This window comes from Cryptosporangium arvum DSM 44712 (assembly GCF_000585375.1).
Classification (GTDB): Bacteria; Actinomycetota; Actinomycetes; order Mycobacteriales; family Cryptosporangiaceae; genus Cryptosporangium; species Cryptosporangium arvum.
In genome coordinates, this window is the sequence record NZ_KK073874.1 from 4512444 (window position 1) to 4527231 (window position 14788).

General features: G+C 73.9%; 10 protein-coding genes. 3 read left to right on the plus strand and 7 right to left on the minus strand.

Going from position 1 to position 14788, the window contains the following annotated elements; genetic code table 11:
* Positions 1-5: 5 nt before the first annotated feature.
* Positions 6-1292: an enolase C-terminal domain-like protein gene (locus CRYAR_RS20240; RefSeq protein ID WP_245620485.1), complete on the minus strand. Its 1287-nt coding sequence runs from the start codon at positions 1290-1292 to the stop codon at positions 6-8.
* 186 nt (positions 1293-1478) lie between these two features.
* Here CRYAR_RS20240 and CRYAR_RS20245 point away from each other — a divergent pair, with 186 nt between their 5' ends.
* Positions 1479-2165, plus strand: coding sequence for an FCD domain-containing protein (locus CRYAR_RS20245; protein WP_035865408.1), 687 nt, complete (start codon positions 1479-1481; stop codon positions 2163-2165).
* Here CRYAR_RS20245 and CRYAR_RS20250 read toward each other — a convergent pair.
* On the minus strand, positions 2137-2721 hold the full coding sequence (locus tag CRYAR_RS20250) for a TetR/AcrR family transcriptional regulator (protein WP_035853022.1): 585 nt from the start codon (positions 2719-2721) through the stop codon (positions 2137-2139). The two genes, CRYAR_RS20245 and CRYAR_RS20250, sit on opposite strands and share 29 nt — an antisense overlap.
* Before the next feature lie 95 nt (positions 2722-2816).
* Between CRYAR_RS20250 and CRYAR_RS20255 the strand changes: the two genes are divergently transcribed.
* On the plus strand, positions 2817-3782 hold the full coding sequence (locus CRYAR_RS20255; protein ID WP_035853023.1) for an aldo/keto reductase: 966 nt from the start codon (positions 2817-2819) through the stop codon (positions 3780-3782).
* A gap of 18 nt (positions 3783-3800) precedes the next feature.
* Here CRYAR_RS20255 and CRYAR_RS20260 read toward each other — a convergent pair whose 3' ends face one another.
* From CRYAR_RS20260 to CRYAR_RS20275, 4 genes are read right to left on the minus strand one after another with little or no spacing between them, the layout of a single operon-like run.
* Complete coding sequence (locus CRYAR_RS20260; RefSeq protein ID WP_035853024.1) at positions 3801-6488, minus strand: FtsX-like permease family protein; 2688 nt, start codon at positions 6486-6488, stop codon at positions 3801-3803.
* Positions 6485-9604 carry an FtsX-like permease family protein gene (locus tag CRYAR_RS20265; RefSeq protein WP_035853025.1) on the minus strand — a complete coding sequence of 1040 codons (3120 nt, stop codon included), beginning with the start codon at positions 9602-9604 and terminating at the stop codon, positions 6485-6487. Before CRYAR_RS20265 ends, CRYAR_RS20260 begins: the two co-directional genes overlap by 4 nt.
* Positions 9601-10260 (minus strand): ABC transporter ATP-binding protein, encoded by a 660-nt coding sequence (locus tag CRYAR_RS20270; RefSeq protein WP_035853027.1) that lies wholly within the window; start codon positions 10258-10260, stop codon positions 9601-9603. The genes CRYAR_RS20265 and CRYAR_RS20270 overlap by 4 nt, the downstream gene beginning before the upstream one ends.
* A complete protein-coding gene (locus CRYAR_RS20275) occupies positions 10257-11153 on the minus strand; it encodes an ABC transporter ATP-binding protein (RefSeq protein WP_211247554.1) in 897 nt (298 codons plus the stop codon). The genes CRYAR_RS20270 and CRYAR_RS20275 overlap by 4 nt, the downstream gene beginning before the upstream one ends.
* An 88-nt stretch (positions 11154-11241) precedes the next feature.
* On the opposite strand from CRYAR_RS20275, the gene CRYAR_RS20280 reads away from it, so the two are divergent.
* Positions 11242-12648: a selenium-binding protein SBP56-related protein gene (locus CRYAR_RS20280; RefSeq protein ID WP_035853029.1), complete on the plus strand. Its 1407-nt coding sequence runs from the start codon at positions 11242-11244 to the stop codon at positions 12646-12648.
* On the opposite strand, the gene CRYAR_RS20285 is transcribed toward CRYAR_RS20280, so the two are convergent.
* Positions 12625-14775, minus strand: coding sequence for an MMPL family transporter (locus tag CRYAR_RS20285; protein ID WP_035853032.1), 2151 nt, complete (start codon positions 14773-14775; stop codon positions 12625-12627). The two genes, CRYAR_RS20280 and CRYAR_RS20285, sit on opposite strands and share 24 nt — an antisense overlap.
* Positions 14776-14788: the final 13 nt, after the last annotated feature.

The window sequence follows — 14788 nt, forward strand, 5'->3', positions numbered from 1 at the left end:
TGCGATCAGGTCCAGGCGGGGCCATCGGGATAGGTGAATTCGGTGAGCGAGGACTCGTGGATGCGCGCGCCGATGCCGGGAGCGACCGGGGCGACGTAGTGCCCGCCGCGGATCTCGACCGGGTCGACGAAGTGCTGGTGCAGGTGGTCGACGTACTCGATCATCCGGTCGTCCCGGGTGCCGCTCACCGCCACGAAGTCGAACATCGCGAGGTGCTGCACCATCTCGCAGAGGCCGACGCCGCCGGCGTGCGGGCACACCGGCACCCCGAACTTCGCGGCCAGCAGGAGGATCGCGACGTTGTCGTTGATCCCGCCGACCCGGGTCGCGTCGATCTGGACGACGTCGATCGCGCCGGCCTGGAGCAGCTGCTTGAACAGCACCGGGTTGGCGCCGTGCTCGCCGGTCGCCACCCGGATCGGGTGGACGGCCTCGCGGATGCGGGCGTGGCCGAGGATGTCGTCGGGGAACGTGGGCTCTTCGATCCAGTAGGGACGGTACGGCGCGAGGTCGGCCATCCACTCGATCGCCTCGCCGACGCCCCAGACCTGGTTGGCGTCGACCGCGATCGGCAGGTCGGGTCCGACCGCGTCGCGGGCGATGCGCAGGCGGCGCAGGTCGGCCTCGCGGTCCCCGCCGACCTTGAGCTTGATCATCGCGAAGCCGTCGGCGACGGCCTCCTTGGAGAGCCGGGCGAGCTTCTCGTCGTCGTAGCCGAGCCAGCCCGGGGTGGTGGTGTAGGCGGGGTAGCCCTCCCGGAGGAGCTGGGTCGCGCGCTCCTCCCGGCCGGGCTTGCGCAGGATCTCCAGCGCCTCCTCCGGGGTCAGCGCGTCACGCAGGTAGCGGAAGTCGACGAGGCCGACGAGTTCCTCGGGGGAGAGGCTCGCGAGCAGCTGCCAGAGCGGCTGGTTCGCGCGCCGGGCCCGCAGGTCCCAGGCCGCGTTGACGAGGGCGCCCGCCGCCATGCCGATGACGCCCTTGTCGGGGCCGAGCCAGCGGAACTGGCTGTCGCCCGCGAGCCGGCGCGAGAACGCTCCGAGGTCGTCGAGGACCTCGTCCACGTCGAGCCCGACCACCAGCGACGCGAGGGCGCGGACCCCGGCGACCTGCACGTCGTTGCCCCGCCCGACGGTGAAGACGAGCGAGTGGCCCTCGTCGCCGTCGCTGGTCCGCAGCACCACGTACGCGGCCGAGTAGTCGGGGAACGGGTTCATCGCGTCGGAACCGTCGAGGAAGCGGGAGGTGGGGAAGCGCACGTCGTACGTGTCGACCTCGGTGAACGTGGCTGTCACAGGCAATCCTCCGAGCGATTTCTGGAAACGCGGCCTTTGCTGCGTGACCTGCCTCTCAGGCAGCGGTGAGCCATCCGAGGTTTACACCATCCCTCGGAGCGATGGAACTGTTTCCGCGGCCTTTTCTGCTCTAAGTTCGTTCCGGGCGCTGTAGCCCTAGGATGTTTGACGTGGGAGGTGGGGGAGCTGTCGCTGACCGATGACGCGATCACCCGGATCCGCGGGTTGATCCAGTCCGGCGAGCTCGTGCCGGGCAGCCGGCTGCCGCCGGAGAACCAGCTCGCGGCGGAGCTGGGGATCTCGCGCAACTCGATGCGCGAGGCGGTGAAGGCGCTGCAGTTCGCCCGGGTGCTCGACGCGCGCCCCGGGGACGGCACATACGTGACGAGCCTCGCGCCGCACCTGCTGCTGGCCGGCCTGGGCTCGGCCGTGGACCTGCTCCGGGACGACACGCTCCTGGAGGTCATGGAGATCCGGTCGATGCTCGAGCCGGCGGCGACGTCCGCGGCCGCGCTGCGGATCACGCCGGACCAGCTCGCGGAGCTGGAGTTCCTGCTCGGGCAGATGCGTGCGGCGGCGTCCGACGCCGAGGAGCTCGTGCGCTACGACATGGACTTCCACCGGACCGTGGTGGCCGCCACCGGCAACCAGTCGCTGACGTCGGTGCTGGACGGCCTGTCGGGGCGCACGGCGCGGGCGCGGGTGTGGCGCGGCCTGTTGAGCGCGGACGCGGCCGCGAACACGCTCGCCGAGCACCAGGCCATCTACGACGCGCTGGCGAGCGGCGATCCGGAGCTGGCGCGGGCCGCCGCGCTCCTGCACGTCAGCTCGTCCGCGCGCTGGCTCAAACAGGCCCTGGAGCAGGGGCGGTAGCGGGGAAGAGCCGTTCGACGGCGGTGACGATCGCGGCCCGGCGCGCGGCCAGGTAGGCGGCGCGTTCCGGCTCGGGCACCGCGGCGACGAAGTCGGGCTGGTCGGCCCAGGTCATCGCCATCTGGTTGATCAGCATGAGGACGTCGACCGGGTCCCAGGCCGGATCGAGCCGGCCGGCCTCCTGGGCCTTGCGCAGCTGCCCGAGCTTGCCGGCGACGGCCCGCCGCAGCGGATCGCCCTCGGTCGTGCCCAGTTCCAGCCGTCCCCAGGCCAGCAGCCGGGCCCGCTCGGGGTGGGTGGTGAAGTAGTCGTGCACCCGGCCGGCGTACCCGGGCAGGTCGGTGACGTCGATCCGGGTGGCCCGCGCGATCGCTCCGAGCTCTTCCGCGGTGATCAGCCGGTATAGGTCTTCCTTGCTGCTGAAGTACGCGTAGACGCGTTCCTTGCTGGTCTTCGCGTTCGCGGCGATCCGCGCGACCCGGGCCCCGGCGATGCCGTACTGCGCGAACTCGGCGCGCGCGGCCGCGACGATGCGCTCACGGGTGGAGTCGGACATCACGGTGGCAGCCTACCGAACCGTTCGGTTTGGCGGTCGGTGCCATCGGGGGTACGGTCAAACCAAACCGTTTGGTTTGACGCCCGGGAGGCATCATGCAGCAGCGTTCACTCGGTACCCAGGGGCTCACCGTCTCCGCGCTCGGCTACGGCGCGATGGGGGTCTCGATGGCGTACGGCCCTAGTGACGAGCAGGCCAGCATCGCGACGATCCGGCGCGCCCACGAGCTCGGCGTCACGTTCTTCGACACCGCGGAGCTCTACGGCTGGGGCGAGAGCGAGCAGATCGTCGGCCGGGCGGTGAAGGACTTCCGCGACGACGTGGTGATCGCGACGAAGTTCGGCTACACGCGCGAGTTCGGCTACGACAGCCGCCCGGACCACATCCGCGAGGTCGCCGACAACAGCCTGCGCCACCTCGGCGTCGACACGATCGACGTGCTCTACCAGCACCGGGTGGACCCGACCGTGCCGATCGAGGACGTGGCCGGCACGGTCAAGGAGCTCGTCGACGCGGGCAAGGTGCGGTACTTCGGTCTGAGCGAGGCCGGGCCGCGGACGATCCGCCGGGCGCACGCGGTGCAGCCGGTGTCGGTGCTGCAGACCGAGTACTCGGTCTTCGAGCGCGACGTCGAGCCGCTGTTCGCGACGCTCGAGGAACTCGGGATCGGCTTCGTCGCGTACTCGCCGCTCGGGCGGGGCTTCCTGACCGGTGCGGTCAAGCCCGCGAGCGAGTACGACCCGACCGACATGCGCAACGCCCTCGACCCGCGGTGGCAGCCGGGCAACTACGAGAAGAACCTCGAAGCCGTGCAGACGCTGCGTGCGCTGGCCACGTCGAAGGGCGTCACGGTCGCTCAGCTCGCGCTGGCGTGGCTGCTCGCGCAGCGCGGCTACGTGGTGCCGATCCCGGGCACGCGCAGTGTCTCGCGGGTGGAGGAGAACGCGGCGGCCGCCGAGCTGGAGCTCACCGCCGAGGATCTCGCCGCCGTCCGCGCCGCCCTCCCGAACGGGAGCTTCGGGGCCCGCTACGGCCGCGGGATGGTTCCGGCCTGGGACTGACCCGGCCGCGCGCCGGGGTCAGTCGCCGATGCGCAGGACCGTGCTGAGGCGGTGCGTGCGGCGGGCCGCGGACTCGGCGGCCACGACGGACGCCAGCGCGCCCAGCAGGACGAGGGCGAGAGCGCCCAGCAGCCACCACGGCACCGTGGTGAGCGGATCCGCGGGCTGGCCGGTCAGCGAGCGCAGGGCCAGCGCGCGGAACGTCAGCTCCACCAGCAGCAGCCCGAGCACCGGGCCGCACACGGCGGCGACGAGCACCGGTGGCAGCAGCTCCGCCGCCGCCACCCGGTGGGTGTCGCGGGGACGCAGGCCGAGCGTGCGCAGGCGCGCCAGCGTGACCCATCGCTCCGGCGCGCTCGCCGCGGCGCCCAGCGCGAAGCCGAGCAGGCCGAGCACCAGCAACGTCGCGGCCGCGGCCCGGTCCAGCAGCACCATCCCGGCGGTGAGCGGGGCCGTCCGGCGATCCTGGAGGACGGCGGTGCGGGTGAGCACGCGTCCCTCGGCGCCGTCCATCGCCCGCGCCGCACCGGGCCCGTTCGCCCACACCGTGTTCGGCGTGAACGGCTCCGGGGCCGTCCGCGCGTCGAGCACGATGACGGTCTCCTCGCCGTTGATCGCCGGTGCCTCGCCGACCGCTTCGAGCTCCAGCGGCGTCGTCCCCGGCCGGATCAGCTGGACGGCCATGCCGGGACGCAGGCTGCCGTCGGCCGAGCGCACCAGCGCCGGGATCCGGCCGGTGCCGCGCAGCCGGGTCAGGTCGGGTGCGTCCGGCAGCGGGTTTCCGGCCAGCAACCGGGCGAACGCCGGTGCGTCGAGCACCGCGAGGCTCGGCGTCGTCTGGTCACCCCCGGCGATCACCCGGACGCCGTCGTCGATCTGCGCGGTCGCCACCCCGGTGACGCCGGGCGCGGCGGCGATCCGGGCCGCGATCCGCGCGGTCGACCCGGTCGCTTCGGGCGCCACGTCGAGGCGGGCGTCGGCGCCGACCGTGCGCCACGCCCCGTCCCCGGTGCCCCGGGACGTGGTCGCGTCGAGCGTGAGCGCGAACGTGACGAGCGCGGTCGTCGTCACCAGTACCAGCAGCGGCAGCGCACGGGTCGCGGTCGCCGCCGCGCGCGCCGCGCCGAACACCGCCAGCGGCCGCCGCGAGCGCAGCGACTGACGCAGCACCAGCCCGGTACCGACCGGCATCAACCGCAGCAGCAGCATCGTCGCCGCGAGCACACCGAGCGCGGGCGCGGCCGCGGCCAGCGTCCCGCCCTCGACGCCCCGCTGGCGCAGCGCCACGACCGCACCGGCCGCGGCGGCCACGAACGCGACGTCGACCGCCGCCCTCCGCAGCTGACGGGTGCGTTCCTGCCACCGCCGCGCGGCCCGGTTCGCGGGCACCCGACGGTCGCGGGTGGCCCTGGCCGCGACGAGCGTCCCGGACGCCGGCCCGGCGAGCAGGGCCGCCAGCACGACGACGAGCGCGCCGGGGACGGCCACGCCACCGGCGAGGACCAGCGACAGCAGCAGGCCGAGCGCGGCCGCGGGCAGCGTCACCGCCGCCGCCTCGAGCCCGAGCTCCAGCGCGACGCCGGGCAGCGAGGCGCCACGCTCGCGGGCCGCGGTCAACGCGGCCGACCGTCGCCGCGCGAGCAGTTCCGCCGCGAGCAGCAACACCAGCACCGCTCCGGCCAGCACCGCGATCAGCAGCACCGACGCCTGGGCCTGCGCGGCGGTCACCTGGTCGCGCACGTCGCGCAGCACGCCGTCGAGCTGCGTGTCGAACTTCAGCGTCGTGTCGGTCTGCGCCGACGACCCGGAGCCGGCCTTCAGCGCGGTGACGGCACCGGCGAGACGCTGCGCCGAGGCCCAGGTCAGCTCGTCCGGGTCGGGCCGGAAGTAGACCGTGCGGCGCAGCTGGTCGGGGAGCAGCGCGAGGCGGCCGTCGGGCAGGGAGTCCGGGGAGAGCAGGCCGCCGAGCCGGGTGCTGCCCGCGCCGTCCAGCCCCGCCGTCGGCCGCAGCACCCAGGGCACGAGTTCCCACGCCGGATCACCGGGATCGACCGGCTTGAAGACGCCACTGACCAGCACGTTGTACGGGTTGCGCTGCTCGTCCTTGAGCGCGATGTGGTCACCGGGGCGCAGCTTCAGCGCCGCGGCGGCGGCCTCGGACAGGCCTACCTGGGCCTCCCACGGCGGCCCGGCGTACGGCGTCTCGACGTCGCCGTCCTCGGTCTTGCCCGGTGCGCGACCGGCGACCCAGGTCACGGCCGGACCACCGTGGTCGTCCTCGACGTAGTTGAGCTGGAAGCGCCGCTGCACGCTGCCGTCGGTGACCAGCAGCGAGACGCTGGTGACGACGGTGACCGGCGCCCGCAGCGTCCGGCGGAGCTCCGGGTCGAGCTTGTCCACCGCCACCCGCTGGACGTTCCTGACGTCGTCGGCGAGGTCGTCGTCGCGCAGGCGCCCGCCGTTCGGCCCGTAGTCGTCCGCCCACAGCGCCTCCACCTGCACGGCGGCCTCCGGGCCGGCGCGCCGGATCGCGTCGCGCGCGGCGTCGTCGGCGGTGGCGCGCATCAGCGGCGGGAGCGCGGCCGCGAGCAGCGTCACGACCAGCACGACGGCCGCGACCAGCGAGAGCGGTCCCCGGTCGGCCCGGGCACGGCCCCGGACGCTCGGCCAGTGCACCGCGGGCATCGTCAGCGACGGCCTTCTCATGACGCCACCCGCAGGTGAGCGGCGTCGGCGCGCCGCGCCTGGACGGTGACCACCGCGGCCACCGCCAGCCCGGACCCGACGACGAGCAGCGCCAGCAGCCCACCGATCCCGAGCCAGGGCCAGTGCCCGGCCACCGGGGGCACCGGCGCCGCCCCGGCGTCGGACCGGATCATCAGCGGCGCCACCGCCCAGGTCGTGGCCGCTCCGACGAGGGCGCCCGCGGCCAGCACCGGCAGCAGCACGGCCGCGTGTTCGAGCAGCAGCGTCGAGCGGATGTCGCGCCGGGAGACGCCCAGCCCGCGCAGCCGGGCCACCTCCAGGGCGCGCAGCTGGACGTCGTAGGCCACGTGCAGCACCACGCCGCCGAGCAGCAGCAGCACCGAGGCGGCGACGAGCACGTGCAGCACGGCCGGCAGCGAGGCACGCAGCGGGCCGCTGGAGAGCCGCTCGGTCTCGGCCACCCGCGTCGTGACGTCACCGATGTGCAGCTTGGCGATGGCGTTCTCCGCGCCGGCGCGCGGACCGCCCACCCACCAGGCCGTCACCGGCGGCTCGGCGTCCCCGCGCGCGATCAGCACCCGGGAGAGCGCGTCCACATCGGCCAGCGCGGCCGCGGCCCCGGGCTCGGACGGCACCCGCGCCACGATCCGGGTGACGACGGCCTCGACCGGCGTCGTCCCGACCGAGAGGTTCAGCGTCGAACCGGGGCTCGCCTTCACCGCGCGCGCGAGCCGTTCGGAGATCGCGAGCGGCAGCGGCCCGGGCTCCGGGAACCCGGTGAGGACGAGCGTGCGGCTCGCTTCGTGCGGGTCGGTGAAGTTCACGATCGCCTTCAGGCGGAGCTCGGGGCCCGACGGGACGAGCGACTTGCCGGACACCTGCCCGAAGCCCGGCGACGCCACCCCCATCCGCCAGGCCGGCGGGAAATCCCCGCCGGACAGGCGCACGGTGGCCTCGATCGCGCTCAGCGCTCCCCGCTGCGGCAGTCCGGTGACCGGAAGCGACACCGCCACCAGGCGCAGGCCGGCGACCGGCGCGCAGCCGGGCACCACGTGCGGGCGGCCGTCGAGCGGTGCCGGTGGGCCGTCGCAGGCGGTCCGGAGCCCGGTGGAGTCCTCGAGCACCAGGTGGGGAGTGACGACGATCGGCCCGTCGGTGGCGGTGCCGGTGACGGTCAGGGTCGCGCCCTCGGGCAGCTGCGGCCCGGTGGCCGGCGACGTCGGCCGCAGCCCGCTCCACTGCCCGCCCGTGCGTCCCCGGATCACCGCGTCGGCGCGCCGGGTGTCCAGCGCGACCAGCCGCGGAGCGTCGCCGGGGCCGCCGAGGAACTGCCCGACGGCGACGTTGCGGATCGCGACCGGGCTGACCACACCACCGGTGGCGGACCGGACCCGGTCCGTCTGGCCGGCCGCGGGCGGCCCGGTGAGCGCGACCGCGAGGTCGGTGCCCACCGACAGGTCGGCCTGGTCGTGCTGGGACGCCGTCCAGGTGGCCCCGAAGGCCGTCCCGAACGTCGCCGCGGCGCAGGCCAGCCCGATCAGCAGCCCCGCGGCGAACGCCTGGGGCCTGCGTGCGGCCTGGAACGCCGCCAGCGGGACCACCAGACCGCGGGCCCGCGCGGCCAGACTCTCGGCCCGGCGCAACGCCGGTGGCAGCAGCCGCAGCGCGACCGCGACACACGCCACGAGCACCAACGCCGGGGCGAGCACCCGCACGACGTCGGCCCGGGTGTCGGCGGCGGCCGACTGTGCCCGCAGCTGCCACCAGCCGACCGCCGCGAGCACGCAGAGCAGCACGTCGGCGCCGGACCGCGCGAGCAGTTCGCGGCGGGTGCGCCGGTCACCGCTGTCCGGTGCGCGCCGCACCGCCAGCACGACGTGCAGCACCGCGAGTGCCAGCGCCCCGGCGACGACCGCCGCGACCTGCGCGAACGTGACGAGCGGCGAGGTCGAGAGCCCGGCGTCGGTGAGCGGCGACGCGTGGGTCAGCGCCGCGTGCAGCAGCGACGACGCCGGGACCGAGATCACCGCGGCCAGCGCCGCGAGCACGACCGCTTCGATCGCCGCGAGCACGGCCAGCTGCCCGGGGCCGGTCCCGAGCGCGGTGAGCAGCGCGTCCTCCTCGGCACGTACGCCGGTGGCCAGCCGCCCGGCCAGCGCGAGCGCGATCGCGGTGAGCAGCACCCCGATCAGCGCGAACGCGAGCACCGATCCGGCCACCAGCTGCTGCTGGCGCCGGGCGTCGAGGAGCAGGTCGGGGATCGGCGAGGTGGCGCGCACGTACTGGACGCGGTCGCCGACCGTGCCGGAGAGACGGCGGTCGACGCCGAGCACCGAGCGGGACAGGCGGTCGAGGTCACGGCCGGTCGGAGCGGAGAGATCGGGCCGGGCGGTGACCTCCAGCCGGTCGAGCGAGGGACCGCCGGAGAGCAGGTCGTCGAGCGTCACCAGGACCGGTCCGTATGCGTTGACCTGCGGGGCGTAGCGCACGTCGGCCGGTGAGGGGTCGAAGCCCTCGCCGCCGAGCGGGTCCCGGTCCCAGCCGGCGTCTGGCCGCGGGCGGACCAGCCCGACGACGGTCAGGTCGACCGGCCGCGCCGCCTGCCGACCGATCTGCGGACCGAGCCGGAGGGTGCGGCCCACCTCCAGCCCGAGCAGGCGGGCCGTGGTGTCGAACAGCACCGCTTCGCCCGCGCCGGACCGCGGCCAGCGGCCGGCCACCAAGGTGGCGCCGTCCTCGAGGTCGTCGACGCCGGACAGGTAGGCCTCGCTGAGCAGGCCGCGGCTCTCGTCCGAGGCGGCCGGGATCCGCTGCATCACGCCGGACGCGCGCGTGGTCGTCGTCGCGGCGAACGGGGCCATCGCGTCGGTGAGCACGGTGCGGGCGTCGGCCGCGACCGACCGGGCGTCGGCGGCCGCGATCGTCACGGTGTAGGCGGTCGCCCGGACCTCGGCCGGGTCGGCCCGCGACGCCGCCACCTCGACGGCTCGTTCGGAGGTGCGGGTGGTGAGCAGCGTGCAGGTGCCGAGGAGGGTGGCACCGAGGGTGAGGACGGTGAGCAGGCTGAGCAGGAGGGCCCATTGGGCGCGGGCCCGGCGGGTGAGTAGTGCGGTCACGACGTGAGGTGTCCGTCGGTGATGTGGAGGGTGTGGTCGGCGAGGGCCATCAGGACGGGGTCGTGGGTGGCGACGAGGGCGGTGACGCCTTCGGTCTGGACGATTCCTTTGAGGAGGGCCATGACGGCGAGGCCGGTTTCGGCGTCGAGCTGGCCGGTGGGTTCGTCGGCGATGAGCAGGCGGGGGGAGGCGGCGAGGGCGCGGGCGATGGCGACGCGTTGTTGCTGCCCGCCGGAGAGTTCGCCGGGTCGTTGCCGGGCGTGGTCGCCCAGGCCGACGAGGTCGAGGAGCAGGTCCACCCGCTTGTCGCGGTCGTGGGGGTTGGTGCGGGTCAGGCGGAGGGGCACGCTGATGTTCTCGGCGGCGGTGAGCACGGGGATGAGCCCGAAGGTTTGGAAGATGTAGGAGACGGTGTCGCGCCGTAGGGTGGAGAGGCCGTTTTCGTCGAGGGTGGTGATGTCGGTTCCGTCGATGGTGACGGTGCCCTGGTCGGGGCGGTCGAGGCCGCCGACGATGTTGAGGAGGGTGGTTTTCCCGGAGCCGGAGCGGCCGACCAGTGCGACCAGCGTGCCGGGTTCGATGCTGAAGGTGATGTTGTTCAGCGCGTGGACGGTGCCGAAGTGGCGGTGCACGCCGGTGACGGTGAGCAGGGTCATGCGTCGGGCCGGATCGTGACGTGGTCGGTTTCGAGGGCGAGGCGCACCCGGCGGGTCAACGCGAGGGCGTCGCGGTAGTCGCGGGGGATTTGGATGCGTCCGGCGCGGTCCATGACGGCGTATTCCTCGGCGGTGAGGGTGTCGCCGTCGGTGCGGCGCAGGACTTCGCTGCTGGTGCGTCCGTCGCGGATGGCGATGGTGCGTTCGACGTGTCCGCTGACGGTGGGGTCGTGGGTGACGACGACGACGGTGACTCCGAGGTTGTGGTTGACGTGGCGTAGGGCGGCGAACACTTCGGCGGAGGTGGTGGTGTCGAGTTCGCCGGTGGGTTCGTCGGCGAAGAGCACGGGGGGTCGGTTGGCCAGTGCGACGGCGATGGCGACGCGTTGCTGCTGGCCGCCGGAGAGTTCCGCCGGTCGCCGGTCGGCGCAGTCGCCGACACCCAACGTGTCGAGCAGTTCGAGGCTGCGGGCCTTGCGGGTGGCGGCCGGAACTCTGGCGGCCGTCATCGGCAGGTCCACCATCTGGCGGGCGGTCAGATACGACACGAGGTTGGAGGCGGTCTGCTGCCGGACGAACCCGACGGTGTGGCGGCGGTAGGTGACCCGGTCTGTGCGGGTCATGGCGAGCAGGTCCCAGGTGTCGACGCGGGCGCGGCCGGCGGTGGGGGCGTCCAGGCCGGCGAGGATGGAGAGCAGCGTGGATTTGCCGGATCCGGACGCTCCGACCACGGCGACCATTTCGCCGCGGTGCACGAGCAGGTCCAGGCCTTGGAGGGCTTGGACTTCGACCGGTCCGGTCTGGTAGATGCGGACCAGGCTTTCGCAGACGATCAACGCGTCCGCGCCGAACTCCGGCGCCTTCGGCCCAGGAGTGGGAAGCGACAGCGACAAACTACCCTCCTGGCCCCGGTGACAGCGCTCACAGTACGGCTCGCGCGGAGTAAGCTCGCACGCACCCTCGGCTGGGAGGAATGTGGCGATGACGCAATTCCTGGACCCGACGTTCTACCGCAGCGCGGCCGACGCGGCGGCGGCCCCCGCCGAGGAACTGGCCTACGTCGCGGTGTTCGACCGGGCCGCCGAACAGCACGACGCGATCGCCGTCCTCGACGTGAACCCCGCCTCGCCGGAGTACGGCCGGGTCGTCGGCTGGAGCGAGGTCTCCGGCCTCGGCGACGAGCTGCACCACTTCGGCTGGAACGCGTGCTCGAGCGCGCTCAAGCACGAGGGCCACGACATGACCGGCCTGGCGCGCCGCAACCTGCTGGTGCCCGGCCTGCGCTCGTCGACCATCTACGTGTTCGACGTGCAGGCCGACCCGCGTGACCCCCGGCTGGTCAAGACGATCGACGCCGGGCAACTCGCCGCGAAGGCCGGCTACTCGCGTCCGCACACGCTGCACTGCGGCCCCGACGGGGTGTTCCTGACCTGCCTGGGCGGCCCACCGGAGGACCCCGACGGGCCGGGCGGCATCGCGCTGCTCGACCACGCCACGTTCGACGTCGTCCGCGCCTGGGAGACCGACCGCGGCCCGCAGCACTTCCACTACGACGCCTGGTGGCACCTGAACCGCAACGTGCTCGTGTCCAGCGAGTGGGGCAGCCCTTCGATGATCGAGGACGGCCTGGTGCCCGAGCTGCTGCTCGGCGGGAAGTACGGGCACTCGCTGCACTTCTGGGACCTCGCCGAGGGGCGGCACCTCCGGAGCGTCGATCTGGGGGCCGAGCAGCAGATGGTGCTGGAGGTCCGCCCGTCGCACGACCCCGAGGCCACCTGGGGCTTCGTCGGCGTCGTGATCTCCACCGCGGACCTCTCGGCGTCGGTCTGGCGCTGGTTCCTGGACGGGTCGGAGTGGAGGGTCGAGAAGGTCATCACGATCCCCGCCGAGCCCGCCGACCCGGCGCTGCTGCCGCCGCTGCTCCAGCCGTTCGCGGCGGTTCCGCCGCTGGTCACCGACATCGACCTGTCGGTCGACGACAAGTTCCTGTACGTGTCCTGCTGGGGCACCGGCGAGCTCAAACAGTTCGACGTCAGCGACCCGGCCCACCCGGTCGAGACCGGCTCGGTGCGCCTCGGCGGCATCGCCGGGCGCACCCCCCACCCGGCGCGCCCCGACCTGCCGCTCGCGGGTGGCCCGCAGATGGTCGAGGTCAGCCGGGACGGCCGCCGGGTGTACTTCACGAACTCGCTCTACGGGGCCTGGGACGACCAGTTCTTCCCCGACGGCGTGGGCGCCTGGATGGCCAAGCTGGACGCCGACCCCGCCGGCGGGCTCCGAGTCGACCCGGCGTTCTTCCCCCAGGGTGAGGAGTTCCGCGGCCGCCGCGTGCACCAGATCCGCCTGCAGGGCGGCGACGCCTCGTCAGACTCGTACTGCTACCGGTGACGGTTCCTCGGCCACGGTGAGCCGCGCTCCTTCCACGTCGACGTTCGGCAACCACCGGTCGAGCGGGCGGGGGAGCCACCAGGCCGCCCGGCCGAGCAGCGAGAGCACCGCGGGCACGATCGTCATGCGGACGACGAACGCGTCCACGGCGACGCCGAACGCGAGCGCGAAGCCCAGCGACTTGATGATCGGCTCGTCGCTGAGCACGAACCCGGCGAAGACGCAGATCATGATGATCGCGGCCGCGCTCACCACCCGGGCGCCGTGGCTGACCCCGCTGATCACGGCGGCGTCCGGGGTGGCGCCGTGCACGAACTCCTCGCGGGCCCGGGTGACCAGGAAGACCTCGTAGTCCATCGCCAGCCCGAACAGGATGCCGATCAGGAAGATCGGCATGATGCTGACGATCGGCGCGGTCGTGTCGACGCCGAGCAGGCCCGCGAGCCAGCCCCACTGGAAGACCGCGACGGTCGCGCCGAACGTCGCCGCGATCGAGAGCAGGAACCCCACGGTCGCCTTGAGCGGCACGGCGAGGCTGCGGAACACCAGCATGAGCAGGAGGAACGCCAGGCCCACGACGACCGTGAGGTACGGAACGAGCGCGTCGGTGAGCTTGTCGGAGACGTCGATGCCGAGCGCGGTCGGGCCGGTCACCGCAAGCGTCGCGCCGGGTGGGTCGGGCTGGGCGCGGATCGTCTCGACGAGCGCCGTCGTCTCCGCCGCACTGGGGCCGCTGCCCGGCACCACGGTGAGCAGAGCGGTGTCACCGGCCGGGTTGACCGTGGGCGGGGTGACCGCGACGACGTCGTCGAGGCCGCGCAGGGTCGCACCGGCCTGGTCGGCGGCGGCCGCGGCCCGCCCCGGCTCGGCCTCGACCAGGACGACGAGCGGACCGTTGAAGCCGGCCCCGAAGCCCTCGCTGAGCTGGTCGTATGCCGTGCGCTGCGTGGTGCCGACCGGGGCCGTGCCCTCGTCCGGCAGCGCGAGCCGCAGGTCGAGCGCCGGCAGCGCGGTCAGCACCAGCAAACCGGTCGCGGCCAGCACCACCCCGACCCGGTGGGTGACCACCGACCGCGCCCACCGCTCCCCGAGCGGACGCCGTCCCTCCGGTCCGGCCGGCGGCCGCCCGGTGCGGGCGCGGCGGGGGAGGACGCGGTTCCCGGCGAAACCGAGAAGGGCGGGGAGGAGCGTCAGGCTGATCAGGACGGCGACGGCGACGGTTCCGGCGGCGGCCAGCCCCATCGACGTCAAGAACGAGATGCCGACGACGGAGAGCGCGGCGAGCGCGATGACGACCGTGAGACCGGCGAACACGACCGCGGACCCGGCGGTGCCGATCGCGTGCCCTGCTGCGTCCTCGCCGCTGCGGCCCCGCCGGAGCTCGTGCCGGTAACGCGACAGCACGAACAGCGCGTAGTCGATGCCGACCGCGAGCCCGAGCATCAGCGCGAGCGTCGACGTGGTCGCGCTCAGGTCGAAGAACCCGGTCGCGATCCGGATGCCGAGCATCCCGAGCCCGACCCCGATCAACGCGGTGAGCAGCGGCAGCCCGGCCGCGACGAGCGAGGAGAACGTGAGCACGAGCACGAGCGCCGCGACCAGGACGCCGAGCACCTCACCGGCCGGGGTCTCGCCCGCTTCCTGGGCGGCCGACCCGGAGAACTCCACCCCGATCCCGGCCGGCTCCGCGGAACGACCGGCGTCGATCAACTGCTCGCGGGCGTCGTCGGCCAGATCGGTGACCGGGACGTCGTACGCGACGGTCGCGTACGCGGTCCGCCGGTCCTCGGCGACGACGAGGTCGGACACCGCCGCGACGTCGGGGAGCGCACGCAGCTCGGTGAGCGCGCCCTCGATCGCGGTCCGGGGCCCGGCACCGGCCAGGTCGCCTGCGGTGAACACGACGTTCGCCGACGCGGTGTCCCCGGACCCGGTGTTCATCTTCGCGCTGATCACGTCCATCGCCCGGGACGACTCGGTGCCGGGGATCGAGAAGCCTTCCTCGCTGGGGCCCGACATCGTCGCCGCGCCCACGCCGAACAGCACCACCAACACGACCCAGGCCGCGGTCATCCGGCCGCGACGCCGATAGGAGAACCGGCCCAGCCGGTACAGGAGAGTAGCCACGGATCCGACGATC